Origin of the sequence: Leptotrichia sp. HMT-225 (genome assembly GCF_030644325.1) — a bacterium.
Taxonomy (GTDB): domain Bacteria; phylum Fusobacteriota; class Fusobacteriia; order Fusobacteriales; family Leptotrichiaceae; genus Leptotrichia; species Leptotrichia massiliensis.
The window spans coordinates 533,878-556,943 of sequence record NZ_CP130323.1; the positions used below are offsets into that span (position 1 = coordinate 533,878).

A 23,066-nucleotide genomic window follows, 5' to 3' on the forward strand; every position below is an offset into this window, starting at 1 on the left:
AGTTCGAGCATATAATAAAAATTTGAAGAAAAGAGAGTGGATGTTATGAAATCAGCAAACAAAATGATTTTAACAGCTTTAGTTGGAGTTTTGGCTCTTAGTTCTATTGGTTTTTCAGCAACAAGAGCAAAATCTTCAAGCAAAGCATCAAATGTAACAAGAAAATTTAGCTGCAGCAGCAGAAATGTGACAGTGCAAAATCTTTCTACAGACAAAGTAAGATTGACAGATGGAAATGGAAAAGTTTACAATCTGAAATTAACAAGATCTGGTAGTGGAGAAGAATATACAGGTGGAGGAGTTTCTATTCACATAAAAGGAAATGATGCAGTTTTCACAAAGAATGGAAGCGATGAAAGTTGCTATATGACAATGAATGACAATTCAACTAGCAACAATCAAAGTTCTAGCGGTAATTTACTAAGAAAATACAGCTGTGATGGTTATCAAGACATATCAGTTGAAAATGTTTCAACAGACAAAGTAAAAGTAGCTGACGGTTATGGTGGAATTCACACTTTAAATTCAGCATCATCTGGTAGTGGAGAAAGATATTCAAATGGAAATATCTCTATCCATATGAAAGGAAACGAAGCTGTTTACACAGAAAATGGAAAAGATAAAAGCTGTAGCCTTCAAAACTCTGGGCATGGTTCAATTGAAGAATAAGGCCTAAAAAATTAAAATTAACAATTAAAAACTAATTTAAAAAGCTGTTTATATAATTTTTAAAATTATATCAAATGGCTTTTTTCTATATTTTTAAAAAGAAAAGTTGAAAAAAAGCCTATTATATAGTAAAATCTTTACTATAGGAGGAAAGATGAAAGTTGCTGAATTTATTAATGCGAAAACGATAGAAAAAATGCGTCTGGAAATTAGTGAATCTGGTGGAAATGAAGTATTTTTTCGTGGGATTCCTAATGGAGAGGGGATAGTTTCTGAAGTCGAAGTTATTGCGAGAGGAAATTCCAGTTCTGTTGCTGCATTATTAAATATGATGAGAAAAAATGAAGTTATAATACATAATCATCCGTCTGGAGTGCTAATTCCTTCTGATGAAGATGTGAGTATTTCCAGCATGTATGGAGAAGTTGGGGGAGCTTCATACATTGTGAATAATGCTGTGGATGATATTTATGTGATTGTGCCTTTAAAAGAATTTATAAAGATAGATGTGGATGAATATTTTGGTGAAAATGGGGCTATTCATAAGAATTTTGGAAAATTTGAGGTACGGCGTGAGCAGTATGAAATGGCTAAGTTTATTGAAAATAGCATGAATGAGAATAAGAAACTTATAGTAGAGGCTGGTACTGGTACTGGAAAGACGATTGCCTATTTATTGCCAACATTGCTTTACGCTATTGAAAATAATCTAAAGGTAATTGTTTCCACAAATACCATCAATTTGCAGGAACAGCTTATTAATAAGGATATTCCGCTTTTAAAGAAAATTATTGACGAGGACTTTAATTATCAGATTGTAAAAGGACGTGGGAATTATCTTTGCAAGAGAAAACTTTACAATATAGATGTTACAGAGAAGGAAACAGATACGGAAGAGGAAAAAGCTGAAAAAAATATTATAAGAAATCTTATTGACTGGGATAAAAATGTTACGAGGACAGGTGACAGGAATGAGCTAAAATACGAAATTTCAAACAGTATCTGGGAAAAAGTGAATAGTGAAGTGGATATGTGTAAAGGAGTAAAGTGTCCGTATTATTCAAAATGCCACTTTTTTAATGCTAGAAAAAATGTTGCGGATGCCACACTTCTTATTGTTAATCACCATATGTTCTTTGCAGATTTAGCAATTAGAAATCAGACAGGATTTTATACAAATTATTCAATTTTACCAAATTATGATATTGTTGTTTTTGATGAGGCTCACAATATAGAAGATACGGCTCGAAATTATTTTACTTTTGAAACATCAAAAATATCATTTGGACGGCTTATGGGGAATATTTATAATAGACGTGTCGTAAATTCCAGCAATGGTGGGGCTATTGTAAGGTTAATGACTTATTTGAACGAAAGTCTTTCAAGTGAAGAATATGAAAAAGTTGATGAATTGAAGGAAGATGTTATCGCAGAATTGAACGTATTTTACGATAAAGGAATAGATATTTTTGATAAATTGATTTATCTTTTTTCAGAAAATAATGACAACAGGGAAATCAAGATAAAGATTGATAAGCAGAAAATGCCAAGTAATAAGGCTTTTCGTGAAGTTATGGAAATTAATAGCCAATTTAAGGAAAGTTATGGAAATTTAGTTATAAGAATTAACAAGTTTTTAAATACTGTGAGCAATTATAATTTAGAAGACAAAGAGGGTTTTTTATTTGAATTTTCAAGATACTATGAAAGATTGAAGCAGTATTATAAGAAATTTGAATTTATTTTAGAGGGGAAAGAGGAAGGATATGTTTACTGGGCTAATGTCACTACTGTCCGTCCAAATGTAAAATTATACGCTACTCCTTTTGATATTTCAGATGAACTGAATGATAATTTATTTACAAAAATGGATAGAATGGTTTTTACTTCAGCGACACTTGCTGTTGACAATAAGTTTGACTATTATAAAAAAAGTATTGGGCTTATGAAGGAAAATCGTAGAAAAATAGATGAAAGAATTGTAAAATCTCCATTTGATTATGAAAAGCAAATGAAAGTTTATATTCCAGAAGATGCACTTGATCCAACAAATATTGAATTTATAAGAGATTTAGAAGAATTTATTGAAGGGGTAATAAAAAGTACAAAAGGACATTGTTTTTTATTATTTACTTCGTACAGTACTTTGAACTTTTTGTACAACCAGTTAAAATCACGTTTTTCAGAAAAGGAATATACGCTTATAAAGCAAAATGATTTTCCACGGCATGAAATGATAGAAATATTTAAAAATTCTAAAAATCCGATATTATTTGGGACAGACAGTTTTTGGGAAGGTGTCGATGTACAGGGAGAACAGTTGAAATCAGTAATTATCACAAAATTGCCGTTTAAAGTGCCAAATGATCCTGTAACTGAGGCGATTATTGAAAATATTAGAAAAAATGGACAAAATCCATTTAATGATTATCAAGTTCCACAAGCTGTAATTAAGTTCAAGCAGGGAGTTGGAAGGCTTATAAGAAGTAAAACTGATAGCGGAAACATTATAATCCTTGATAATAGGATAATAAAAAAAATGTATGGAAAGAAATTTTTGACAGCTTTACCAAGAAATAAAGTCATTGAAAGTAAAAGGGATATTCTAAAAATAATGAAATAGAAAGTTTTAATAAAAAGGAGTTTTATAAAATTTAGGAAAGGAAAGGGAAAATGAGAGTAAGTGCGTTAGGGCGAGAATTTGTTTTTGAAGTAAAAGAAAAAAATCCTAAAAATAATGAAATAAAATATACTAACAAAAATAAATTTATGTTCAGATTTATTATTTTAACAATCACATTTATGATATTTGGGCTAATTATTGAAATGTCAAGGTTAAATGTGAATTATGTCGTTGGAAGCGTTGCAAAATCGGATATTGTAGCGTATAAAAATGTATCTTATTTTGTGGATATTTTGGATGACAGTATTGAAGAAAAGATAATGAAGACGACCCAGCCTGAATTTGATAAAATAAAGGATGTAAACAAACAAACCATAATTTCGCTTAATAAATTTTTACGTGATATACGAAAGTTGACTGATGATGAGTCAATTGAAAAATACATAAAAGAAAATAATTACACATTTACAATTGAAGATATTAAGGAAATAGCAATAAGAATAGAAAGTGTGGAGTATTCTGTAAATTTGACAGATATTATATCTGAAATTTATGACAACGGAATTTATAAAATGGAGAATTTGTCAAAAATCATCAGAAAAAAAGATATAAAAGCAGATAATATTGATATGAAAGTCTTGCAAAACTTTATAAAGCCAAATCTAGTTATAAATGAAGCGGCTACAAAGAAAAAAATTGCAGATAATATGATGTCATTACGAGATAAGGAAATCAAAATTTACAAAGGAGATATCATTCTAAAAAAAGGTGAAATTATTGATTCAGATACATTTTTGAAACTCGAAAAATTAAATCTTGTAAGAAATGGGGATAAATTTAGAAAAACTGTTGGACTTGTAGCTACTTTTACGCTAATTATGACATTGATTTATTATTTGTTACGAAAAAATGCAAGAAAAGTTGTGGAATCAAAGGCATTTTATCCGACGCTTCTTACAATAATATTTGTAAACACAATTTATATTTTGTTTTTGAACAATGAATTTTTTATTTATTTACTTCCATTTGCAATGCTTCCGATTATATCAACTATTTTAGGAAACAAAGTATATGCAGTTATAATGACATTTTCAAACATGATCATTTTATCAAGGGAAGAATCATGGTTTCTGGTAACAATAGCAGTTTCACTAGTTGCAATTTATAAAGCTGCGGGTCTTGTAAGTAGAAGTGATATTGTAAAACTTAGTTTCTTTTTGGGAATATTTCAAGCTTTGATGTCGTTTAGTTATGGATTGGTTAATCAGTCAAGCTTTGGTTTGATAATGTTAATGATAGTATTTTCAGTATTTTCAGGAATTTTGACTGGAATGGTGTCGCTTGCGGTGTTGCCATATTTTGAAGATTACTTTGAAATTCTGACAACGATGAAATTGCTTGAATTAAGTGATTTTTCACATACATTACTTAGACAGTTGCTTATGAAGGCACCTGGAACTTTTCACCACAGTATAATGGTTGGAGCTCTTGCGGAAGGTGCTGCTGAAAGTATAGGAGCAAATGCCACATTTGCAAGGATTGCTTCATATTATCATGATATTGGTAAAATGAAACGTCCAGAATTTTTTGTGGAAAATCAGAGAGGTGGAGTAAATCCGCATAATAAGGTGAAACCCTCGCTAAGTGCGTTAATATTGACTTCACACACAAAAGATGGTTATATTATGGGAAAAGAAAATAAATTGCCAAGTGAGATACTGGATGTAATACTACAGCATCATGGAACAACGCTGACACAGTATTTTTACTACAAGGCTTTAGAAAATGGAGAAGAAGTTGTGGAAAGCAATTTCCGATACAGCGGGCCTAAGCCAAAGACAAAGGAATCAGGAATAATCCTTTTGGCAGATACGGTGGAAGCGGCTACAAGAACGCTTGAAAACAAAAGCAAGGAAGGAATTGAAAACTTTATCAGGTATCTAGTAAAATCCAAAATTGAAGACAAGCAGCTAAGTGACTCCGATTTAACTTTGGGAGAAATAGAAACTGTAGTGCAGTCATTCATAAATACACTGCAAGGTGTTTACCATGAAAGAATAAAATATCCAAAAATGGATGAAAAAATGAAAAAAAATTAAAGCTAAAATGGAGAAAATTATGTTAAGCATTGATATAACTTATGATATTGAACAAATTGACAATTTTTTTGATGAAGAAAAAATAAAGGAATTTGTCAGCTACATCTTAATAGATGAATACAAGGAAGAATTTGACAAAAATGAATATTATTTATCATTATTAATTACAACAAATGCACAAATTCAGGAAATAAATCGTGAATATCGTCAAAAAGACACTCCAACCGATGTAATTTCTTTTGCTTATAATGAAACTGAAAACTTTGGAGCAATGAATATGTTAGGCGACATTGTAATCTCAATCGAGCGTGTAAAAGAACAGTCTAGTGAATACGGACATTCTGATGAGCGGGAATTTTATTATGTTTTGTGTCACGGGATGTTACATTTGCTTGGATATGACCACATTGAAGAGGAAGACAAAGTTGTTATGAGAAGACGGGAAGAAGAAATTTTGAGTAAATTTAATTATTGCAGATAAATTTACCTGTAATTAAAAGTGGAAAGGAGTAGAAAATTGGAAGAAAAAAATAAAGAAAATAGAGATAAAGAAACTAAGAAAGAGAAAAAGTCAATATTTTCATTGTTTCATAAAAAAGATAGATACAATTGGGATATCAAAAAGGAAAGAGCAAGAGATAAACGGCTTGTGGATAGCTTTAATTTTGCGATTGACGGTATGATTTCAGCATTACGGAATGAAAAGCATATGAAAGTACATATACTTGCGGCAATTGTTATCGTGATTTTGGCAATTTTGATAAATGCGAGCAAAGTGGAGATTCTTGTGATTTCGCTGTCGGTGTGTTTTGTAATAATTACGGAACTTATAAATACAGCTGTTGAAGCACTTGTGGATTTGATTTCTCCTGAGCGGCATCCACTTGCAAAATTAGCTAAGGATGTGGCGGCTGGAGCAGTATTAGTTGCGGCAATAAATGCAGTTTGTGTTGGATATTTGCTGTTTTATGATAAATTGCTAGATATTTTTGATGGTACGAATAAATTGCATATTATAGCGGGAAGAAAGGGTAATATTACACTTTTAATATTACTTCTGGTTGGAATTTTAGTAATCGTCCTAAAATCCTTTTTTCAAAAAGGTACACCTCTTGAAGGAGGTATGCCGAGCGGACATAGTGCCATAGCTTTTGCAGCTTTTGGAATATTGCTTTTTATGACCTCTGACATAAGAATATTAATTTTAGGTTTTTTTATGGCAGGATTGGTAGCACAGAGCCGTGTTAAATCTGGAATTCATAGCATAAGGGAAGTTCTTGCGGGTGGACTGCTTGGATTTTCAGTTGCATTTATCATATTGTTTGTAATGTTGCAATTTGGGATTTTGTATAATTAATACTAGCTCTGTTTTAAATAACGAATTTATTACAAATTTTTCTAACTTAAAGAATAAAACTTAATATTTTAATTGATAAAAAGAAGATGATATGCAATATTTAAGAAAATCTTATTGATGGCTATTATTGCTGTGGTAGTTACGGTATACACTGTAAAAGATAGAGCCATTTGGAAAAATGCAGGTCGAAGAGCAGCTGAAAGAGGTGTGGAGTGTTATGAAAGGAATGATGGAATTTATTATTGCGAGGACAAATACGGAAATAGGGTATATTAATGTATGAAGTGTAGATACTGAAACGGATAATGAGAATAAAAAAAGGAATGAAACAGATATAAAGGGCAGGGACTTTCCATACAGGAGAAGGCTTTCTTGCCCTTTTTTTCTTTTGGATAAATATTGTATTTCTATTCTATCTGATACTATTTCCCATTTAAATAGTAAAAATGAGAAAATTTATGGAATTAAAGCCTTTTAATCATTAATTATTTATATAAGAGATTTTTATTCAGATTTTGAAAAACTGTTTATTATTAATGAATATTTTTTTATATTACTATGTTTTTTCATTTTTATTTTCGTAGGATTGCTCATTGCCGCAAATCCTACAACCTATGGCTAGTCTACGACATTTTTCTGTGCTGACAAAAAACTCGCTATGCTCAGACAGTTTTGCCATCACAGAAAAATGCTCCGACGAATTAATTTATACTAGAATCTGTTTAAAAAATGAAAATTATGTTTTAAGTTTTTAAATTTAGAAAACGTTAAATAAAAAATAGAGAAACTATTATTAATCATAATATTTATAAATAAAATTATAAAAGTCCTTAAGATAAATACTTAAAAATTAAATTTAAATTTTTTTAACAAGGATTAAATTAATTATTACAGAATTTTTTTGTCTCATTTTTTTAGTTGTATTTTCAGAAGTATATTTTACATTAGTACTGCATTTGATTATACAATACACCATACAATAATTGATAGAAATTTGTACAAGAAAAAATTGAAAAAAGTTTAAAAATATGCTACAATAATTGGTGTTAAAAGTTACTTTATTAAAAAAAATCAATATAATAAAGTTCAAAAATTATTTAAAAATTTAGGAGTTGAAAAATCAATTATGTTTCAAAAATTAGACGATGTTGTTTTAAAGCATAAGGAACTTACAGAAATGCTTATGGATCCTGAAGTTGTTTCAGATCCAAAGAAAATTATGGAGTACAATAAGGCTTTAAACAGTATTGATGAAGTTGTTCAAAAATATACATATTACAAAAATCGTAAAGAAGAAATGGAAAGCTTGAAGGAAGATTTAAAAGCTGAAAAAGATTCAGAAATGAAGGAAATGATGCTTGAAGAAATTCATTCAATCGAAGAAGAAATTCCACAGCTTGAAGAAGAATTAAAGATCCTTTTACTTCCCAAAGATCCTAATGATGATAAAAACGTTATTATGGAAATCCGTGCTGGAGCGGGTGGAGATGAAGCGGCATTGTTTGCAGCTGATATTTTCAGAATGTTTACAAGATATGCAGAAAGAAACCGTTGGAAAACTGAAATCATTGACAAAAGTGAAATTGGTGTTGGCGGACTGAAGGAAGTAACATTCCTGATTAAAGGTAATGGAGCTTATTCAAGATTAAAATTTGAAAGTGGAGTTCACCGTGTACAAAGAGTTCCGGCTACTGAATCTTCTGGAAGAGTTCACACATCTACAATTACAGTTGCGGTATTGCCTGAAATAGATGATGTAAGTGAAGTTGAAATTAATCCAAGTGATTTAAAGATTGATACATACAGATCAAGCGGAGCGGGTGGTCAGCACGTAAATACTACTGATTCTGCCGTAAGAATTACTCACTTGCCAACTGGACTTGTGGTAACTTCGCAAGATGGACGTTCACAAATAAAAAATAGAGAGGCTGCAATGAAAGTACTGGCTTCTAAGCTATATGAAATGGAATACGAAAAACAAAGAAGTGCAGTTGAAAACGAAAGACGTTCACAAGTTGGAAGTGGAGATAGATCTGAAAAAATAAGAACATATAATTTTCCTCAAGGAAGAGTTACCGATCATAGAATTAAGTTGACTCTTCATAGATTAGATGGTGTTCTAGATGGGGATTTAGATGAAATGATAGATGCATTAATCGCTTATGAACAGGCAGAATTATTAAAAGAGGTTGGAAATAGCAATGAATAATTTGCTGGATATTTTGAATAAATCGGTTAATTATTTGGAAAAAAAAAATATAAAAAACGCCAGGTTGACAGCAGAAAGTATAATTTCGGAAGTGATGGAAATGGAAAGAATAATGCTTTATGCTGAATTTGAGCGTATATTATCAGAAGACGAGTTAAAAAAAATTAGAGAAAAACTAAACGATGTGATAAATAATGATAAAAAAATATCTGATAATAATGATTTTGAAAATATGGAAAAATCTGAAAAGCAGTTAAAATTATTGCTTGATAAAAGTATTTTATATCTTGAAAAGAATAGTATTGATGAAAGTAAGCTAATTGCTGAAATTATATTTTCACATGTCTTGAATGTCGATAGAATGATGCTTTTTACAAAGTATAGAGATGAAATTGAAGATGAAAAAATCGAAAAAATCAGATATTTTATTCAAAAAGTCGGACGTGAAAAATTTCCAGTTCAATATTTGTTAAATGAACAGGAATTTTATGGAAGAAAATTTTACGTTGATAAGGGAGTTTTAATTCCGCGTCAGGATACTGAAGTTTTGGTTGAAAAGATGATTGAAATTTTAAAAAATAATATTCTAAAAAATAAAAATTTAGAAAAAAATTTAAAAATTCATCCAAAAATACTTGATATTGGCGTTGGAAGTGGTATAATAGGAATAACAGCCGCATTGGAAATAAAGGATTCCTATGTATTAGGCGTGGATATTTCGGAAAAGGCACTTGAAACAGCTGAAAAAAACAAGGAACTTTTAAAAGTTCCAAATATAAAATTTCTAAAATCAAATTTATTTGAAAATGTTGAATTTAAGCAGTTTGATATGATAGTGTCAAATCCACCGTATATTTCCCTTAATGAAGCTGGTATTATGTCAGATGACACTTTATTGCATGAGCCAAGTGAAGCACTTTTTGCAGAAAATGACGGATTATATTTTTATTATGAGATTTGTCAGAAAGCACTTGATTATTTGGCTGATTTTGGATATTTATTATTTGAAATTGGCTATAAGCAGGGGAAAAATGTTGCTAAAATTATGACAAATTCAGGTTTTAAAAATGTGGAAGTTATAGAGGATTTAGCTGGACTGGATAGAGTTGTTGTGGGGCAGAAATTATAAATAAAATTAAGAATTAACAAAAGGATTAAATAATTTCAGATTTTTATTTTACCATAAAATTTTTATAAAAGGAACTTAAAACATCAGAAAATATTTAATCAAAAAGAATGGAGATGAATTAATGATTAGTGATAGGAGAATTTTTAAAAAGACAGGAGCATTGTTATTAGGCTTAACATACTCAATAATATCATTTGGAAGTGAGAATATAAAGGATGTGGTTTCAGCATCAGAAAAAATTGAAACTGTAAATACGCCAAAACCTGAACCAAAATTAGTAGCTTCAACAAGAACAAATGTTAGCAATTCTCAATTGGAAAAATTAATTAAGGACCAATATAACAATAAGAGCATTGACTTAAATGTAAATACAAGTTTAAGAAATATGCGTGATAGTGGAAGTTATGAACGTCCAAATGTAGATACTACTTATACAGCAAATAGGAAAACTCAGCAAGGTACGCCTGATGTAAAATTATCAAAAGAGCAATTATTAGCTGTAGCTGAAAAAATTTTCCAAAATGAAACAGGCGGGATTAGAAATAATTTAGTTGACTGGAATGATGGAGAAAATTTTCCATCACTTGGAATAGGACATTTTACTTGGTTTAAAGCAAGTGGCGGAAGAAAAGGTTTTGGAGATAGCTTGCCTGATATGGTTGCTTATTATAAACAGCAAGGTATTACATTGCCAAAATTACTTTCGGAATTTAGATATTCGCCTTGGAGCAGTAAATCGGAATTAATGGCTAAAAAAGCTAATGGTGATAAGGATATTCAAGAATTAATTGCATTTTTTGATAATACAAGAGATATTCAAGTAATGTTTATTTATGACAGGTTAAAAGGTTCACTTGATAAAATGATTGAAGCGTCTTCAAACAAGGAAAATTTAAGAAACCAGTTTGAAAGAATGGTAAATACTCCTAATGGACTTTATGCGTTAATTGACTACGTAAACTTTAAAGGTGAAGGATTGAAAGGTGTTTCTGCATACAATAATATAGCTTGGGGATTAAGACAAGTGCTTGAAAATATGAAAGGAACAGCAGTAGGACAAAGTGCATTAGTAGAATTTAGCAATTCTGCCAAAGATGTATTGGCAAGACGTGTGAGAAATGCTCCAAGAAATGAGAGAAGATGGCTACAAGGATGGTATAATAGAGTAGACACATACAAAACTTTTGAAATTGGAAGAGCATATTAATTGAATAATAATTATGGCAGGGAATTATTAAATTCCCTGTTTCCTTTGAAATAAATAAAAATAAAAAAAGAAAATATAGAAATAGGAGAAATAAATTAAATGAAAATTTCAGATTTTGATTTTGAACTGCCTGAGGAACTGATAGCACAGCATGCTGTAAATCCGAGAGATCATTCAAAATTATTAGTATTAAATAAAAAAGAAAAAACATTGGAACATAAAAAATTTTATGACATTATCGATTATTTAAAAAAAGATGATGTTCTAGTAATTAACCGTACGAAAGTTATTCCCGCAAGACTGTTTGGGCATAAGGAAAATGGGGTTGTGCTGGAATGTTTTCTTTTAAAAAGATATGACTTATATACGTGGGAAGTTTTGCTAAAACCTGCTAAAAAATTAAAAATTGGACAAAAACTTATATTTCTGGAGGGAGTATTAGAGGCGGAACTTCTAGAAATAAAGGAAGATGGGAACAGAATTATAAAATTTAATTTTGAAGGAAGATTTGAGGAAATTTTGGATAAATTGGGAGAAATGCCGCTTCCACCGTATATTGTGGAAAAACTGGAGGATAAGGATAGATATCAGACTGTTTATGCTAAAGAGGGGGAATCAGTAGCCGCACCGACTGCAGGTCTTCATTTTACAAATGAACTTTTAGGTAAAATCCGTGAAAAAGGAGTTATTATAACAGAAGTATTTTTGGATGTGGGGCTTGGAACATTTCGTCCAGTACAGGTGGAAAACGTTCTGGATCATAAAATGCACAGCGAAAAGTACCGAATTCCTAAAGAAACTGTTAAAATTATTAACAAAGCTAAAGAAAAAGGGAATCGTGTAATTGCGGTAGGAACGACCTCAGTAAGAACATTGGAATCTTCAGTCGATGACAATGGAAAGCTCATGGCTTCAGAAGGGGATACAAATATTTTTATTTATGGAGATTATAATTTTAAAATTGTTGATGCAATAATTACAAATTTCCATTTGCCAAAATCTACTTTAATTATGTTAATTTCATCATTTGGTGGTAAGGAGTTTGTTTTTGAGGCTTATAAGAAAGCTATTGAAGAAAAGTATAGATTTTATAGTTTTGGAGATTCGATGTTTATTTATTAAAATATTAATTCTGATAAAAAATAAAAAACTGTTTCATAAACTTTACAGATCTAAATTAATGAAACAGTTTAATTTAATTAAAGTTATTGGTTAAGTAGAGTTAAATTACTAAAATTATAAACTATTAAATGTTATGTTAAAATACTAAAATAATAATTACAACTTATAACTAAAATCTAACCATATATATGTTATAACCGTACTTAGCTTTTGCAGTTTTGACTATTTCATCAGATGAATTAGTTATATCACTTGCCCCTAAGCTTTTTAGTCTTTGGTACATTGAGTAATCTCTTACATATATTGTTTGACCTTTTATGTTATTTAGTATAGATTTGATATCATTAAGTATATCTTGTGACAATCCTGAAGTTGACATGTATTTAGTAAATCCATTACCATTAGGTATATACATTGCATTTTTTGAATCAGGGCTCTTAATTACATCAGAAGAACTCGCGGATGATTTAGATATACCTGCTAATCCAATAACTGCAGAAAATAAAAATATAGCTAAAAATTTAAATTTTTTCATGATAAACTTCTCCTTGAAATAAACATTTAATAAGTCTAATTTTAGATAGATATATAATGTATTTTTAATTAACATAAATTATATTGCTTACCTTTCAATAGAAGTCTACCATACAAAATAGGTAAATACAATGCAATTTTTGAGTTATTTCCTAAAAATTGTAATTGTTTACCTAAATAAAATATTTAGTGATAATTTGTTTTTAAGTCTTATTTATTACGACTTTTTACATTTTTTTATGGTATAATGTAAAGTAATGAAAAAATAATTTTTTATATTGTTTAGGAAAAATTTAAATAAAAAATGGTGTTATTTAAATAAGGAAGTGGTTAATATGAAAAGTGATGATTTCAGATGTAAAAATTGTGGCGGAATGATGCGGTTTGATCCAAAATCAGGGAATTTGAAATGTGAAAATTGTGGAACAGAAGAAGAATTGCTAAAAAATTTTACAAACAAAAGACATGGTATAAATAATTATGAAAATAGAATAAAAAATCAAATAAGTGAAGGAAAGACAATTGTGGAGTGTAGTTCTTGCGGAGCTACAATTGAAATGGATACTTTTGAAACTTCCCAAACATGTCCTTACTGCGATTCAAATATTGTGCTTAGTGAAAAGGCGGTATCTGTACTGGAACCAGATGGAATGAAACCTTTTTTAATTGATAAAAAAGAAGTTGGTCAGCTTTTTTCAGAATGGATAAAAAAAAGATGGTTTGCTCCAAATGTTCTGAAAACTTTGTATCAAAGTGGGAAAGTTACAGGCATATATCTTCCATACTGGTCTTTTGATACTGATGCGGATAGTGAGTATACTGCTGAAGGAGGGATTGATAGAACAGAAACTTATGAAGAAGATGGGAAGATAAAGACTAGAATAGTTACAGACTGGTATTTTGTAAGAGGAAATGTTCAAAATGAATTTGAAAATGTAATAATGCGGGCCTCTAGAACATTAAAGGACAGTCTTATAAGAAATCTAGGTGGATTTAATGTGGAGGACACAATAGATTTTGCTTCAGGATATTTGTCAGGTTATAATTCTGAAATTTTTAAGGTTCCTATGAGGCAAGGATATGAAGAATCTAAGCAAATAATGGAAAATAGGATTTATAATAGTATTAGTTCGGATGTTTTAAGAAGATATGACAGAGTAAGGAATATAAGATTTCATGTTTATTGGAGCAATGAATATTATAGACTTTTATTATTGCCTGTGTATTCAATGTCTTATTCTTTTAATGGAAAATCCTATCAAGTTCTTATAAATGGAGAAAGTGGAATAATGGTGGGAGAATATCCGAAATCTGCAGTTAAGATAGCATTTGCTGTGATAGCAGCAATAATTGTAGCTGCAGCAATAATTTACTATTTATATAAATAAAATTTAATAAAATAATTAGGAGGAATAAAAATGGCTGGTATTTTAGAAAGATTTAAAACAATTATGTCGTCTAATATTAATGCATTATTGGACAAAATGGAGGATCCTGAAAAAATGATAGATCAGTATCTAAGAGATATGGAAAAGGATTTAGGTAGTGTAAAGGCTGAAACTGTTGCTGTAATGGCACAAGAAAGTGCTGCGAAGAGAAAAGTTGCTGAATGTGAAGACGAGATTAAAAAAATGGAAAGTTATGCGAAAAAGGCTCTTCAAGCAGGAAATGAAGCGGACGCAAGAATGTTTTTGGAAAAGAAGGAGTCTATCAAGATAAAGCTGGATTCTTTGGAAAAGGAAAAAATGATTGCAGTTGAAAATTCTTTGAAAATGCGAGAAATGCATGATAAACTTACATCAGATATACAAAAACTTAATGCAAAAAGAAATGAAATAAAAGCAAAAATAAAAATGGCAAAATCTGCAGAAAAAATTAACTCAATGACATCTTCTACTGGAATAAGCGGGAAAATGGACTCATTTAATTCTATTGAAGAAAAAGTAGATAGAATGTTAGATGAAGCAAATGCGTCTATAGAGCTTAATTCACCTAAAAAAGATGAAGTAGATGATCTTATGAAAAAATATGACAGTGGAGAATCAGAAAGTTCATCAGCAGTTGATGAAGAACTGGAAAGATTGAAAAAGGAAATGGGTTTATAAATTGAAAGGAGCAGTTTAAAATGGGATTATTTGGCAATCAGCTTGCGAACGTAGTAGAATGGGAGCAATTTAATGATGAGATGATTTTTTGGAAATGGTCAAATAAGGAAATAAAAAAAGGTTCAAGATTAATTATAAGACCTGGACAGGATGCAATTTTTCTTTTTAATGGAAAAGTAGAAGGTGTGTTTGAAAATGAGGGAAGTTATGATATTGCCTCTCAAATTGTGCCTTTTCTATCAACATTGAAGGGGTTTAAATTTGGATTTAATTCAGGAATGAGAGCAGAAGTGCTTTTTGTCAATACAAAAGAAATCACTGTAAAGTGGGGAACCAAAAACGCCATTAATATTCCAGCACCAGGACTTCCAGGAGGGATGCCAATAAGAGCCTTTGGTACAATGGCTTGTAAAGTCGATAACCATAACGTATTAATTGATAAAATTGCTGGAATTAAACAGCAATTTAACATTGATGATGTAAAGGAAAGAGTAATTTCAATGTTAGATCAGCTTCTTATGAAATGGATAGCAAGAGAAGGAAAAGATATGTTCAATCTTCAAGTAAATTCATTTGAAATAGGGAATGGCATAAAAGAAGATATGGACTTTGAAATGCGAAAAATAGGGCTTTCCATTCCTAGCTTTTCTATTTCCAGCTTCAGTTACCCAGAAGAAGTCAAGAGAATGCAGGAAAAGGCGGCAGGACAAAGTATGGTTGGAGATGTAAATAAATATACTCAAATGTCTATGGCTGACTCAATGGAAAATGGCAGAGGAGCAGGAAATATGGCTGGAAGTATGGCAAGTATGCAGATGGGAATGATGATGGGACAGCAGATGGCAAATCAGATGAACCAGTCAAATCAAATGCAAAACAGCCAGCAATCTGCAGGAAACACTGCCGCACCAAAGTTCTGCCCAGAATGCGGTACAAAAACAAACGGCAGTAAATTCTGCCCAGAATGTGGAACTAAATTGTATTGATTTTTATAATTCGGAGCATAAAATTATATGGACTAATATTTCTTAATATTTTTTAGGATTAGTCCATATTTTTATTAATGTAGATTATTTTAGTAGTTTAATTTTAAATAGGTTTGAGTGTACAATAATATTGTTTGTTATTATTGGTTTGATATTGAAAAGTTTTAAATACAAGTGAAAAAATAAATTTTATGTTGTTTTGTCATAAAAAAACATGATCTTTAAACTGATTTTTATGTCTAGTTATTAGATCATGTTTTACAATTATTTTAGTAGATTTAATAGTAAAATGATTGTAATAATGAATTCAAAAAACTTATAAAACCTACTAATTTTTATTTTTTTGATTATTTAATTAAAAAAACTAATTAATATAGAATAATTGTTTTAAACTATCGTAATCCAGTATTCCTTCATTAATATTTTCTATAACTGAATTTTGAATTACAACGTTAGTTGGAACGCTTTTAATTTTAAATCCTTTCATTAATGATTGATTGGCATCGTAGTAAACGGGGAAAGTAAATTTATTTTCTGCAACAAATTGCTTTGTTGATGTTAAATTTGTTTTTCTGCTTGTAAATATAACTGCTACATTTATACTATCTTTATTTTCATCATAAAATTTTTGAACTTCTGGTAATTCAGTGTGGCAGTGTGGACACCATTCAGCAGCAAATACTAATAATGTAGGTTTACCATTATTCAATATTTTTCTACTTTTTATATATTTTCCACTAAATTCTCTTAACTCGAAGCTAGGAATCTTTGCTCCAATTTCCATATTTACCTCAAAAGGTTTTGTTTTTCCGTATCCAACTAAAAATACTATAAACATTGAAATAATAACTAATAATTTTTTCATTTGTATCCCTTCTTTCTATAAATTTAAAATTGTTAATTAGATTATATAATATTATTCAGAATATGTAAAATAATTTTTTTTACAAATATATTATTTTTATTTGACATTATCTGTAAAAATTATTATAATTGTATAGGTAGTGAAATAAATTTGAAATTAAACTCAAAGAAGTTAAAACATGGTTAATAAAAATTTTTAAAATAAATTAGATGTTAAAAAATAAAGGAGGATTGAAAAAGGTATATGAAAAAAATAGGAGCAATAGTAGTAATAATGCTGGTTATTGTTTTTTTATCGTGGCAAACAGGAAAGGTAGAAAAGAAATCGTTAAGTGGTGTTTCAAAGGAACAGATTGTATTAGAGAAAAACAAAGATAAATATAATAAACATATACGATTTTATAACAGAATATTAAATGTTGATAAAGGGTTGTTGTATTATTTTGAAGATGCAGGAATGGATAAACAATTTAAAAATATTCAGACTGAAGATATTGAAGCAGATATTGCTATAGATAAAAACTTTATTGATAAATTAAAGGAATTATCAGCAAGCAAGGACAAAAAAGATGAACTAGATAAAAAGGCGATTGCTATGATTCCAATACTTGAAAAAATGTTGCCAGTTGCTGAAGAAATGAAAACATATTACAAAAACAAACAATATTTACAAGATAATTACGCAAAAGCACAAACATTACATACAGAATTACTTGCTTCACTAGATAAATATAATCAAGTGACAAAAAGTTATAAAGAAGTTTTTGAAAAAAAATCCAATGAAATCAAAAAACTGATGATAAAAGATTATGATAAACGAAAACAATTTATAACATACAACCAATTTATATTTATTGAGGAAGGCGATAAAATTATAAAAGAAATCCATAAGCAAGGACTTGATGCAAGCGACTTTACAGTAAAAGGAAATGCCAAAAAATTCAAAAAAATTCAAGAAAAAATGGATAAACTTTTTAATAAATTTGAAAAATCTATAAAAAATACAAAACAACTCGGAAAAGAAGGATATAATCCTGGAGACCACAGTGAATTTATCCAGAAAGCAAATAAATTTAGGCAATCTGTAAATGTATTTATCCAAAGAATAGAGAAAAAGGAAAAAGCTTCGCATTCATCTGTAAGTGACAGTTTCTTTGCACAGACTGAGGAAGGGACACCGGAAAATGTACTTGCAAACTTCAACGAAGTAATAAAGGAACACAACAAATTATTAGCGAAAAAAACTAAAAAATAATAATTAAAATTAATTTATGAAAGAAAGATTTGATTTTATCAGATTTTTCTTTTTTTTTGCAAAAATGTGTTATAATTATAATGAAAAAATATTAAGGAGTGATAGTAATGAAGAAAGCAATTATATTTTTGGTAATGGCAGTTGGAATAAATGTAATGGCACATTTAGGAGGACCTTGCTCAGTAGAAGAAAAAAAATGTGTAATAAGAGGTTTTAACATAGATGGAAATGTTCTGAATGAGTCTGAAGCATCAACTATTAGAGAAATTGTCAATGATTTAAATAAATATGGCAAATCTGGAACAATCGATGTTATAGGGCATACAGATTCTACAGGTTCACAAAAACATAATTTAAAATTATCAGAAACAAGAGCAAAAAACTTTGCAAGATTAATGAGGGAATTTGGGCTGGATAAAAGATTTTCCTTTGGAAAAATAAAAGGCGAAGGGGCAAATTCGCCTGTGGATACAGACGATAGAGCTGATGGCAGATACAATAACCGAAGGGTTGAGATTCTTTTGAATAATGTGGAATTTGAAACTTCAGGAAAATAAAATCGAATTTAAAAAAAGGGGGGGTTAAAATTTATTGCATTTTATTATAGAATTTATCTAGGGAAAAAAGGTTATGAAAAAATTAATTATACTTTTGATGATAGTAACAAGTATGAGTGTGCAGGCAGAGGAAATTTTAAAAAAAGAGGAAAAAGTTAATACAGAGAATACTAATTATATTCCAGAACCCCCAAAGTCAACTCAGATAATTTGCGGTTTTCCACCTTGTGATTTGACATATGGAAAATGTGTAGTTCGTGGATTTAAGGTGGATGGAGAAAAAATGAATGAATCTGAAAGTTATGATTTGAAATACATTGCAAATATGCTTAATACCCATATAGAAAAAGGTTCCCTTGAAATTATAGGACATACAGATTCAACTGGTTCAAAAAAACATAATCTAAAATTATCTTTGGAAAGGGCAATAAATGCGGCTAAATTATTGCGGGAATATGGATTAGATAAAAGATTTTCCATTGTGAAAATTATAGGAAAAGGTGGGGAGGAACCTATGGATACAAATGAAACTGTAGAAGGAAGATATAATAATAGAAGAATTGAAATCATTTTAAATGATTTGGAATATAAAGAATCAAGATTTATAGATGAATAAATATCAAATGAATTTAAAGAAATATTATTATAAATTTTTATGATTATTATTCTTTTTGAGTTATAAAATATTTTATAATTTAATACCAAAAATTAAAGTTGATATTTTCAAAAATTTATAAAAAAAACTATTTTATCAAAATAAAATAGTCCTAAAATTATAATATGAGTGATTTTTATAAAGTGGTGCCGCTTGTCGGACTCGAACCAACCACCTACTGATTACAAGTCAGTTGCTCTACCAGATGAGCTAAAGCGGCAAAATTTACAAAGATATTATATCGAATTTTTATTGTAATGTCAAGGAAAATTTAATTTGATTTTTTGTTGTTTTTTCAAAAGACTTTGTGATATACTTTTATTATTAATACTTGTTAATTTTATTGAAATTTAAAAGATTGGAGAACAAAATGAGTGAAAAGAATTTAAAAATCTTAGGATGGATTGGAACATTACTTTCTGTAATAATGTATGTGTCTTATGTTCCACAAATAATGGGAAATTTGCACGGACACAAAACATTTTTTTTACAGCCTTTAGCAGCAGCAATTAACTGTACAATATGGACAAGTTATGGGCTTTTAAAGGAAAAAAAAGATTATCCTTTATCAGCAGCAAACTTTCCAGGGGTAGTCTTTGGGCTACTTGCAACGATTACAGCATTTTAGAAATTTAATTTTAAAGATTTAATATGAAAAGTTCATTTGAATGATGATTAATCATTTTAGTGAGCTTTTTTTGTTAATTTTTTTATAAAAGTAGAAAAAAACTCATCTTTGTGATAAAATATACAATATGATTTGTGAAATAAAAAAATTTAAATAAAAACTATATATAATTAAAACAGGAGGAAAAATAATGCCAAACGAACTGAATAAAGTTTATTCACCAAATGAAATAGAAGATAAATGGTATAAAATATGGGAAGAAAAAGGGTATTTTAATGCACAGCACAATGCAGAAAAGCCAGGATATTCAATTGCTATTCCGCCGCCAAATGTTACAGGAATTTTGCACATGGGGCATATGCTTAATAATTCAATACAGGATACTATTATTAGGTATAAGAGAATGAGCGGCTTTGATACACTTTGGATTCCGGGGATGGATCATGCTGGGATTGCTACGCAAAATAAAGTTGAGAGAATGCTGGCTGATGAAGGAACTTCCAAAGAGGAAATTGGATATGATGAGTTCTTGAGAAGAACTTGGGAATGGAAGGAAAAACATGGTGGGCTGATTACAAAGCAGCTTAGAAAACTGGGAGTTTCACTGGACTGGACAAGAGAGAGATTTACTATGGATGAAGGGCTTTCAGAAGCTGTAAAGGAAGTATTTATCAAACTTTACAATGATGGGCTTATTTATCGTGGAGAATACATTGTAAACTGGTGTCCGCATGACAAGACGGCACTTGCTGATGATGAGGTAAATCACGAGGATAAAAATGGAAAAATCTGGGAAATCAGATACCCAGTTAAGGATAGTGATGAGGAATTTGTAATTGCTACAACTCGTCCTGAAACAATGCTTGGAGATACAGGGGTTGCAGTAAATCCAAATGATGAAAGATACAGACACTTGATTGGAAAAACTGTAATTTTACCTCTTATGAATAGGGAAATTCCAATTGTGGCAGATGAATATGTGGATATGGAATTTGGGACTGGGGTAGTTAAAATGACTCCGTCACACGATCCTAATGACTTTGAAGTGGCAAAAAGAACTGGACTTGCCTTTTTAAATATTTTTACAGAAGATGCACATGTAAATGAAAATGGTGGGAAATATCAGGGGCTAGAAAGATTTGCAGCTAGAGAGGCTATACTTGCTGATTTGGAAGAGCAGGGACTGCTAGTCGGAGTAAAAGATCATAAAAATGCTGTGGGGCATTGCTACAGATGTAATTCGATTATTGAGCCAAGAGTTTCTACACAATGGTTTGTAAAAATGGAGCCGCTTGCAAAAAGAGCACTGGAAGTTGTAAAAAATGGAAAAATTCAAATTACCCCAAAAAGATGGGAAAAAGTATATTACAACTGGCTGGAAAATATAAGGGACTGGACAATTTCACGTCAAATCTGGTGGGGACACAGAATACCTGCCTATTATTCAGAAGATGGAACAGTTTTTGTGGCAAAAAGTCTGGAAGAGGCAAAAATTCAGGCACGTGAAAAATTTGGAAAAGATGTAAACTTGACGGAAGAAACTGATGTGCTTGATACTTGGTTTTCATCAGCATTATGGCCATTTTCAACATTGGGCTGGCCAAATGAAACTGAAGATCTGAAAAAATTCTTTCCAACAAATGCACTTGTTACAGGGGCAGACATATTGTTCTTCTGGGTAGCAAGAATGGTAATGATGAGTCTTTACATAAAAGATGAAATTCCATTTAATTATGTTTATCTGCACGGAATTATACGGGATGAAAAAGGTAGAAAAATGAGTAAATCTTTAGGAAATTCGCCTGACCCGCTTGACTTGATAGCAAAATACGGTGCAGATGCAATAAGATTCAGCTTTTTATACAATACTTCACAAGGGCAAGACATCCATTTTTCAGAAAAACTGCTTGAAATGGGTTCAGCTTTTGCAAATAAAGTATGGAATGCATCAAGATTTGTATTGTCAAATCTGGAAGATTTTGATGTTTCAACAACTGTGGATAATTCTGAATTTAAACTTGAAGATAAATGGATTTTATCCAAATTGCAGACTGCTTCAAAATTAATTAATGAAAATATGGAAAAATATGAACTGGACGCTGCTGCAAAATTGGCATACGAATTTTTCCGTGGAGATTTCTGTGACTGGTATGTAGAAATTGCCAAAACACGTGTCTATGGACAGGAAGGCAGTGATAAAGTTGTGGCACAATGGGTGTTAAGACATGTTCTTGATAAAGGGCTGAAAATGCTGCATCCATTTATGCCGTTTATTACTGAGGAAATTTGGCAAAAATTACAGACTGGCGAAGAAACAATTATGTTATCAGATTTTCCAGAAGAGGAAAAAGAGTTTATAAATATTGAGGCTGAAAAGGAATTTGACTATCTGAAGGAAATTATTTCGGCAATTAGAAATATCCGTGGAGAAGCAAATGTTTCCCCATCTAAGAAAATTGAAGTTATTTTCAAGACAGCTGATGAAAATGCAAGGAATATTTTACAAAATAATGCCAAAATACTGGATAAACTGGCAAATGTTGAAAAATATGAATTTAATGTGGAAATTCCAAAACTTGTTGGATTTAGACTAGTTGACACAACTGAGATTTTTGTTCCTTTAGCAGAGTTAATTGACTTAGACAAGGAAATTGAAAAATTGGAAAAAAACATTGAAAAAACTCAAGTTGAACTAGATAAAGTATTGAAAAAATTGTCTAATGAAAATTTTGTAAACAGGGCAAAACCTGAAGCTGTGGAAAAAGAAAAAAGAATAAAAGAAGAGCTTGAAAACAAAATTGCTAAGTTTAAGGAATCAATGAATTTGTATAAATAATATTAGGATTTAAGTTATCAGACAAGTTTAATAAATAAAAAACTTGAAAAATTAAAATTATGTTGTAAAATATATTAAGTAAAATAAATTTAAAATGGAGGGAATATGAGAAAGCTTTTGATATTGGTCTTATTGGCTTTAGCTTTAAGTTCGTGCTTATCAGCTAATGTAGGTGTTGGACCGGGTGGAGTACATGGTGGAGTTGGAGTTTATTTTTAATTTTAAGGAAAG

General features: G+C 30.1%; 21 protein-coding genes and 1 tRNA gene. 18 read left to right on the top strand and 4 right to left on the bottom strand.

What is annotated here, in order from left to right; genetic code table 11:
* Nucleotides 1-45: 45 nt before the first annotated feature.
* The 6 genes from QU666_RS02640 (at nucleotide 46) to QU666_RS02665 (ending at nucleotide 7,024) form a co-directional block, all read left to right on the top strand.
* On the top strand, nucleotides 46-669 hold the full coding sequence (locus QU666_RS02640) for an MliC family protein (RefSeq protein ID WP_036072021.1): 624 nt from the start codon (nucleotides 46-48) through the stop codon (nucleotides 667-669).
* A gap of 154 nt (nucleotides 670-823) precedes the next feature.
* Nucleotides 824-3,292: a helicase C-terminal domain-containing protein gene (locus QU666_RS02645; protein ID WP_021770270.1), complete on the top strand. Its 2,469-nt coding sequence runs from the start codon at nucleotides 824-826 to the stop codon at nucleotides 3,290-3,292.
* Between the two features lie 50 nt (nucleotides 3,293-3,342).
* Entirely contained in the window at nucleotides 3,343-5,391 is a 2,049-nt protein-coding gene (locus QU666_RS02650; protein ID WP_021770271.1) for an HD family phosphohydrolase, read from the top strand.
* 7 nt (nucleotides 5,392-5,398) lie between these two features.
* Nucleotides 5,399-5,872, top strand: a complete 474-nt coding sequence (gene ybeY / locus QU666_RS02655; RefSeq protein ID WP_021770272.1) for an rRNA maturation RNase YbeY — start codon at nucleotides 5,399-5,401, stop codon at nucleotides 5,870-5,872.
* Nucleotides 5,873-5,890: 18 nt separating this feature from the next.
* A complete protein-coding gene (locus QU666_RS02660; RefSeq protein WP_021770273.1) occupies nucleotides 5,891-6,748 on the top strand; it encodes a diacylglycerol kinase in 858 nt (285 codons plus the stop codon).
* A gap of 117 nt (nucleotides 6,749-6,865) precedes the next feature.
* Complete coding sequence (locus QU666_RS02665; RefSeq protein WP_021770274.1) at nucleotides 6,866-7,024, top strand: hypothetical protein; 159 nt, start codon at nucleotides 6,866-6,868, stop codon at nucleotides 7,022-7,024.
* 280 nt (nucleotides 7,025-7,304) lie between these two features.
* On the opposite strand, the gene QU666_RS02670 is transcribed toward QU666_RS02665, so the two are convergent.
* Entirely contained in the window at nucleotides 7,305-7,430 is a 126-nt protein-coding gene (locus QU666_RS02670) for a hypothetical protein (protein ID WP_304984861.1), read from the bottom strand.
* Between the two features lie 444 nt (nucleotides 7,431-7,874).
* On the opposite strand from QU666_RS02670, the gene prfA reads away from it, so the two are divergent.
* The 4 genes from prfA (at nucleotide 7,875) to queA (ending at nucleotide 12,415) form a co-directional block, all read left to right on the top strand.
* On the top strand, nucleotides 7,875-8,957 hold the full coding sequence (gene prfA, locus QU666_RS02675; protein WP_021770276.1) for a peptide chain release factor 1: 1,083 nt from the start codon (nucleotides 7,875-7,877) through the stop codon (nucleotides 8,955-8,957).
* Complete coding sequence (gene prmC / locus QU666_RS02680) at nucleotides 8,938-10,086, top strand: peptide chain release factor N(5)-glutamine methyltransferase (RefSeq protein WP_369750593.1); 1,149 nt, start codon at nucleotides 8,938-8,940, stop codon at nucleotides 10,084-10,086. Before prfA ends, prmC begins: the two co-directional genes overlap by 20 nt.
* A 121-nt stretch (nucleotides 10,087-10,207) precedes the next feature.
* Nucleotides 10,208-11,293 carry a hypothetical protein gene (locus QU666_RS02685; RefSeq protein WP_021770278.1) on the top strand — a complete coding sequence of 362 codons (1,086 nt, stop codon included), beginning with the start codon at nucleotides 10,208-10,210 and terminating at the stop codon, nucleotides 11,291-11,293.
* 99 nt (nucleotides 11,294-11,392) lie between these two features.
* Complete coding sequence (gene queA / locus QU666_RS02690; protein ID WP_021770279.1) at nucleotides 11,393-12,415, top strand: tRNA preQ1(34) S-adenosylmethionine ribosyltransferase-isomerase QueA; 1,023 nt, start codon at nucleotides 11,393-11,395, stop codon at nucleotides 12,413-12,415.
* A gap of 169 nt (nucleotides 12,416-12,584) precedes the next feature.
* Here the strand turns inward: queA and QU666_RS02695 are convergent, their stop codons facing one another.
* On the bottom strand, nucleotides 12,585-12,950 hold the full coding sequence (locus tag QU666_RS02695; RefSeq protein ID WP_036072034.1) for a hypothetical protein: 366 nt from the start codon (nucleotides 12,948-12,950) through the stop codon (nucleotides 12,585-12,587).
* A 334-nt stretch (nucleotides 12,951-13,284) separates the two neighbouring features.
* On the opposite strand from QU666_RS02695, the gene QU666_RS02700 reads away from it, so the two are divergent.
* From QU666_RS02700 to QU666_RS02710, 3 genes are read left to right on the top strand one after another with little or no spacing between them, the layout of a single operon-like run.
* Nucleotides 13,285-14,337: a hypothetical protein gene (locus QU666_RS02700; RefSeq protein WP_036072036.1), complete on the top strand. Its 1,053-nt coding sequence runs from the start codon at nucleotides 13,285-13,287 to the stop codon at nucleotides 14,335-14,337.
* Between the two features lie 30 nt (nucleotides 14,338-14,367).
* Nucleotides 14,368-15,054: a PspA/IM30 family protein gene (locus QU666_RS02705; protein WP_021770282.1), complete on the top strand. Its 687-nt coding sequence runs from the start codon at nucleotides 14,368-14,370 to the stop codon at nucleotides 15,052-15,054.
* Between the two features lie 20 nt (nucleotides 15,055-15,074).
* Entirely contained in the window at nucleotides 15,075-16,040 is a 966-nt protein-coding gene (locus QU666_RS02710; protein WP_021770283.1) for an SPFH domain-containing protein, read from the top strand.
* 364 nt (nucleotides 16,041-16,404) lie between these two features.
* On the opposite strand, the gene QU666_RS02715 is transcribed toward QU666_RS02710, so the two are convergent.
* The gene (locus QU666_RS02715; protein WP_021770284.1) at nucleotides 16,405-16,905 is read right to left on the bottom strand and encodes a TlpA disulfide reductase family protein; all 501 of its coding nucleotides are present in this window, start codon (nucleotides 16,903-16,905) and stop codon (nucleotides 16,405-16,407) included.
* 243 nt (nucleotides 16,906-17,148) lie between these two features.
* Here QU666_RS02715 and QU666_RS02720 point away from each other — a divergent pair, with 243 nt between their 5' ends.
* The 3 genes from QU666_RS02720 (at nucleotide 17,149) to QU666_RS02730 (ending at nucleotide 19,332) form a co-directional block, all read left to right on the top strand.
* Nucleotides 17,149-18,159 (top strand): YiiG family protein, encoded by a 1,011-nt coding sequence (locus QU666_RS02720; protein ID WP_021770285.1) that lies wholly within the window; start codon nucleotides 17,149-17,151, stop codon nucleotides 18,157-18,159.
* Nucleotides 18,160-18,266: 107 nt separating this feature from the next.
* Nucleotides 18,267-18,716 carry an OmpA family protein gene (locus QU666_RS02725; protein WP_021770286.1) on the top strand — a complete coding sequence of 150 codons (450 nt, stop codon included), beginning with the start codon at nucleotides 18,267-18,269 and terminating at the stop codon, nucleotides 18,714-18,716.
* Between the two features lie 73 nt (nucleotides 18,717-18,789).
* The gene (locus tag QU666_RS02730; RefSeq protein WP_021770287.1) at nucleotides 18,790-19,332 is read left to right on the top strand and encodes an OmpA family protein; all 543 of its coding nucleotides are present in this window, start codon (nucleotides 18,790-18,792) and stop codon (nucleotides 19,330-19,332) included.
* A gap of 183 nt (nucleotides 19,333-19,515) precedes the next feature.
* On the opposite strand, the gene QU666_RS02735 is transcribed toward QU666_RS02730, so the two are convergent.
* Nucleotides 19,516-19,591 (bottom strand) — tRNA-Thr (locus QU666_RS02735).
* A 150-nt stretch (nucleotides 19,592-19,741) separates the two neighbouring features.
* Between QU666_RS02735 and QU666_RS02740 the strand changes: the two genes are divergently transcribed.
* A complete protein-coding gene (locus QU666_RS02740) occupies nucleotides 19,742-19,999 on the top strand; it encodes a SemiSWEET family transporter (protein ID WP_021770288.1) in 258 nt (85 codons plus the stop codon).
* 190 nt (nucleotides 20,000-20,189) lie between these two features.
* A complete protein-coding gene (locus QU666_RS02745) occupies nucleotides 20,190-22,835 on the top strand; it encodes a valine--tRNA ligase (RefSeq protein WP_021770289.1) in 2,646 nt (881 codons plus the stop codon).
* The last annotated feature ends 231 nt before the right edge of the window (nucleotides 22,836-23,066 follow it).

Excerpts from the sequence above, each read along its gene's own strand:
- QU666_RS02640 (WP_036072021.1), top strand. The coding sequence starts at position 46 with ATGAAATCAGCAAACAAAATGATTTTAACAGCTTTAGTTGGAGTTTTG.
- QU666_RS02645 (WP_021770270.1), top strand. The coding sequence starts at position 824 with ATGAAAGTTGCTGAATTTATTAATGCGAAAACGATAGAAAAAATGCGT.
- QU666_RS02650 (WP_021770271.1), top strand. The coding sequence starts at position 3,343 with ATGAGAGTAAGTGCGTTAGGGCGAGAATTTGTTTTTGAAGTAAAAGAA.
- ybeY (WP_021770272.1), top strand. The coding sequence starts at position 5,399 with ATGGAGAAAATTATGTTAAGCATTGATATAACTTATGATATTGAACAA.
- QU666_RS02665 (WP_021770274.1), top strand. The coding sequence starts at position 6,866 with ATGGCTATTATTGCTGTGGTAGTTACGGTATACACTGTAAAAGATAGA.
- prfA (WP_021770276.1), top strand. The coding sequence starts at position 7,875 with ATGTTTCAAAAATTAGACGATGTTGTTTTAAAGCATAAGGAACTTACA.
- QU666_RS02685 (WP_021770278.1), top strand. The coding sequence starts at position 10,208 with ATGATTAGTGATAGGAGAATTTTTAAAAAGACAGGAGCATTGTTATTA.
- queA (WP_021770279.1), top strand. The coding sequence starts at position 11,393 with ATGAAAATTTCAGATTTTGATTTTGAACTGCCTGAGGAACTGATAGCA.
- QU666_RS02695 (WP_036072034.1), bottom strand. The coding sequence starts at position 12,950 with ATGAAAAAATTTAAATTTTTAGCTATATTTTTATTTTCTGCAGTTATT.
- QU666_RS02700 (WP_036072036.1), top strand. The coding sequence starts at position 13,285 with ATGAAAAGTGATGATTTCAGATGTAAAAATTGTGGCGGAATGATGCGG.
- QU666_RS02705 (WP_021770282.1), top strand. The coding sequence starts at position 14,368 with ATGGCTGGTATTTTAGAAAGATTTAAAACAATTATGTCGTCTAATATT.
- QU666_RS02710 (WP_021770283.1), top strand. The coding sequence starts at position 15,075 with ATGGGATTATTTGGCAATCAGCTTGCGAACGTAGTAGAATGGGAGCAA.
- QU666_RS02715 (WP_021770284.1), bottom strand. The coding sequence starts at position 16,905 with ATGAAAAAATTATTAGTTATTATTTCAATGTTTATAGTATTTTTAGTT.
- QU666_RS02720 (WP_021770285.1), top strand. The coding sequence starts at position 17,149 with ATGAAAAAAATAGGAGCAATAGTAGTAATAATGCTGGTTATTGTTTTT.
- QU666_RS02725 (WP_021770286.1), top strand. The coding sequence starts at position 18,267 with ATGAAGAAAGCAATTATATTTTTGGTAATGGCAGTTGGAATAAATGTA.
- QU666_RS02730 (WP_021770287.1), top strand. The coding sequence starts at position 18,790 with ATGAAAAAATTAATTATACTTTTGATGATAGTAACAAGTATGAGTGTG.
- QU666_RS02740 (WP_021770288.1), top strand. The coding sequence starts at position 19,742 with ATGAGTGAAAAGAATTTAAAAATCTTAGGATGGATTGGAACATTACTT.
- QU666_RS02745 (WP_021770289.1), top strand. The coding sequence starts at position 20,190 with ATGCCAAACGAACTGAATAAAGTTTATTCACCAAATGAAATAGAAGAT.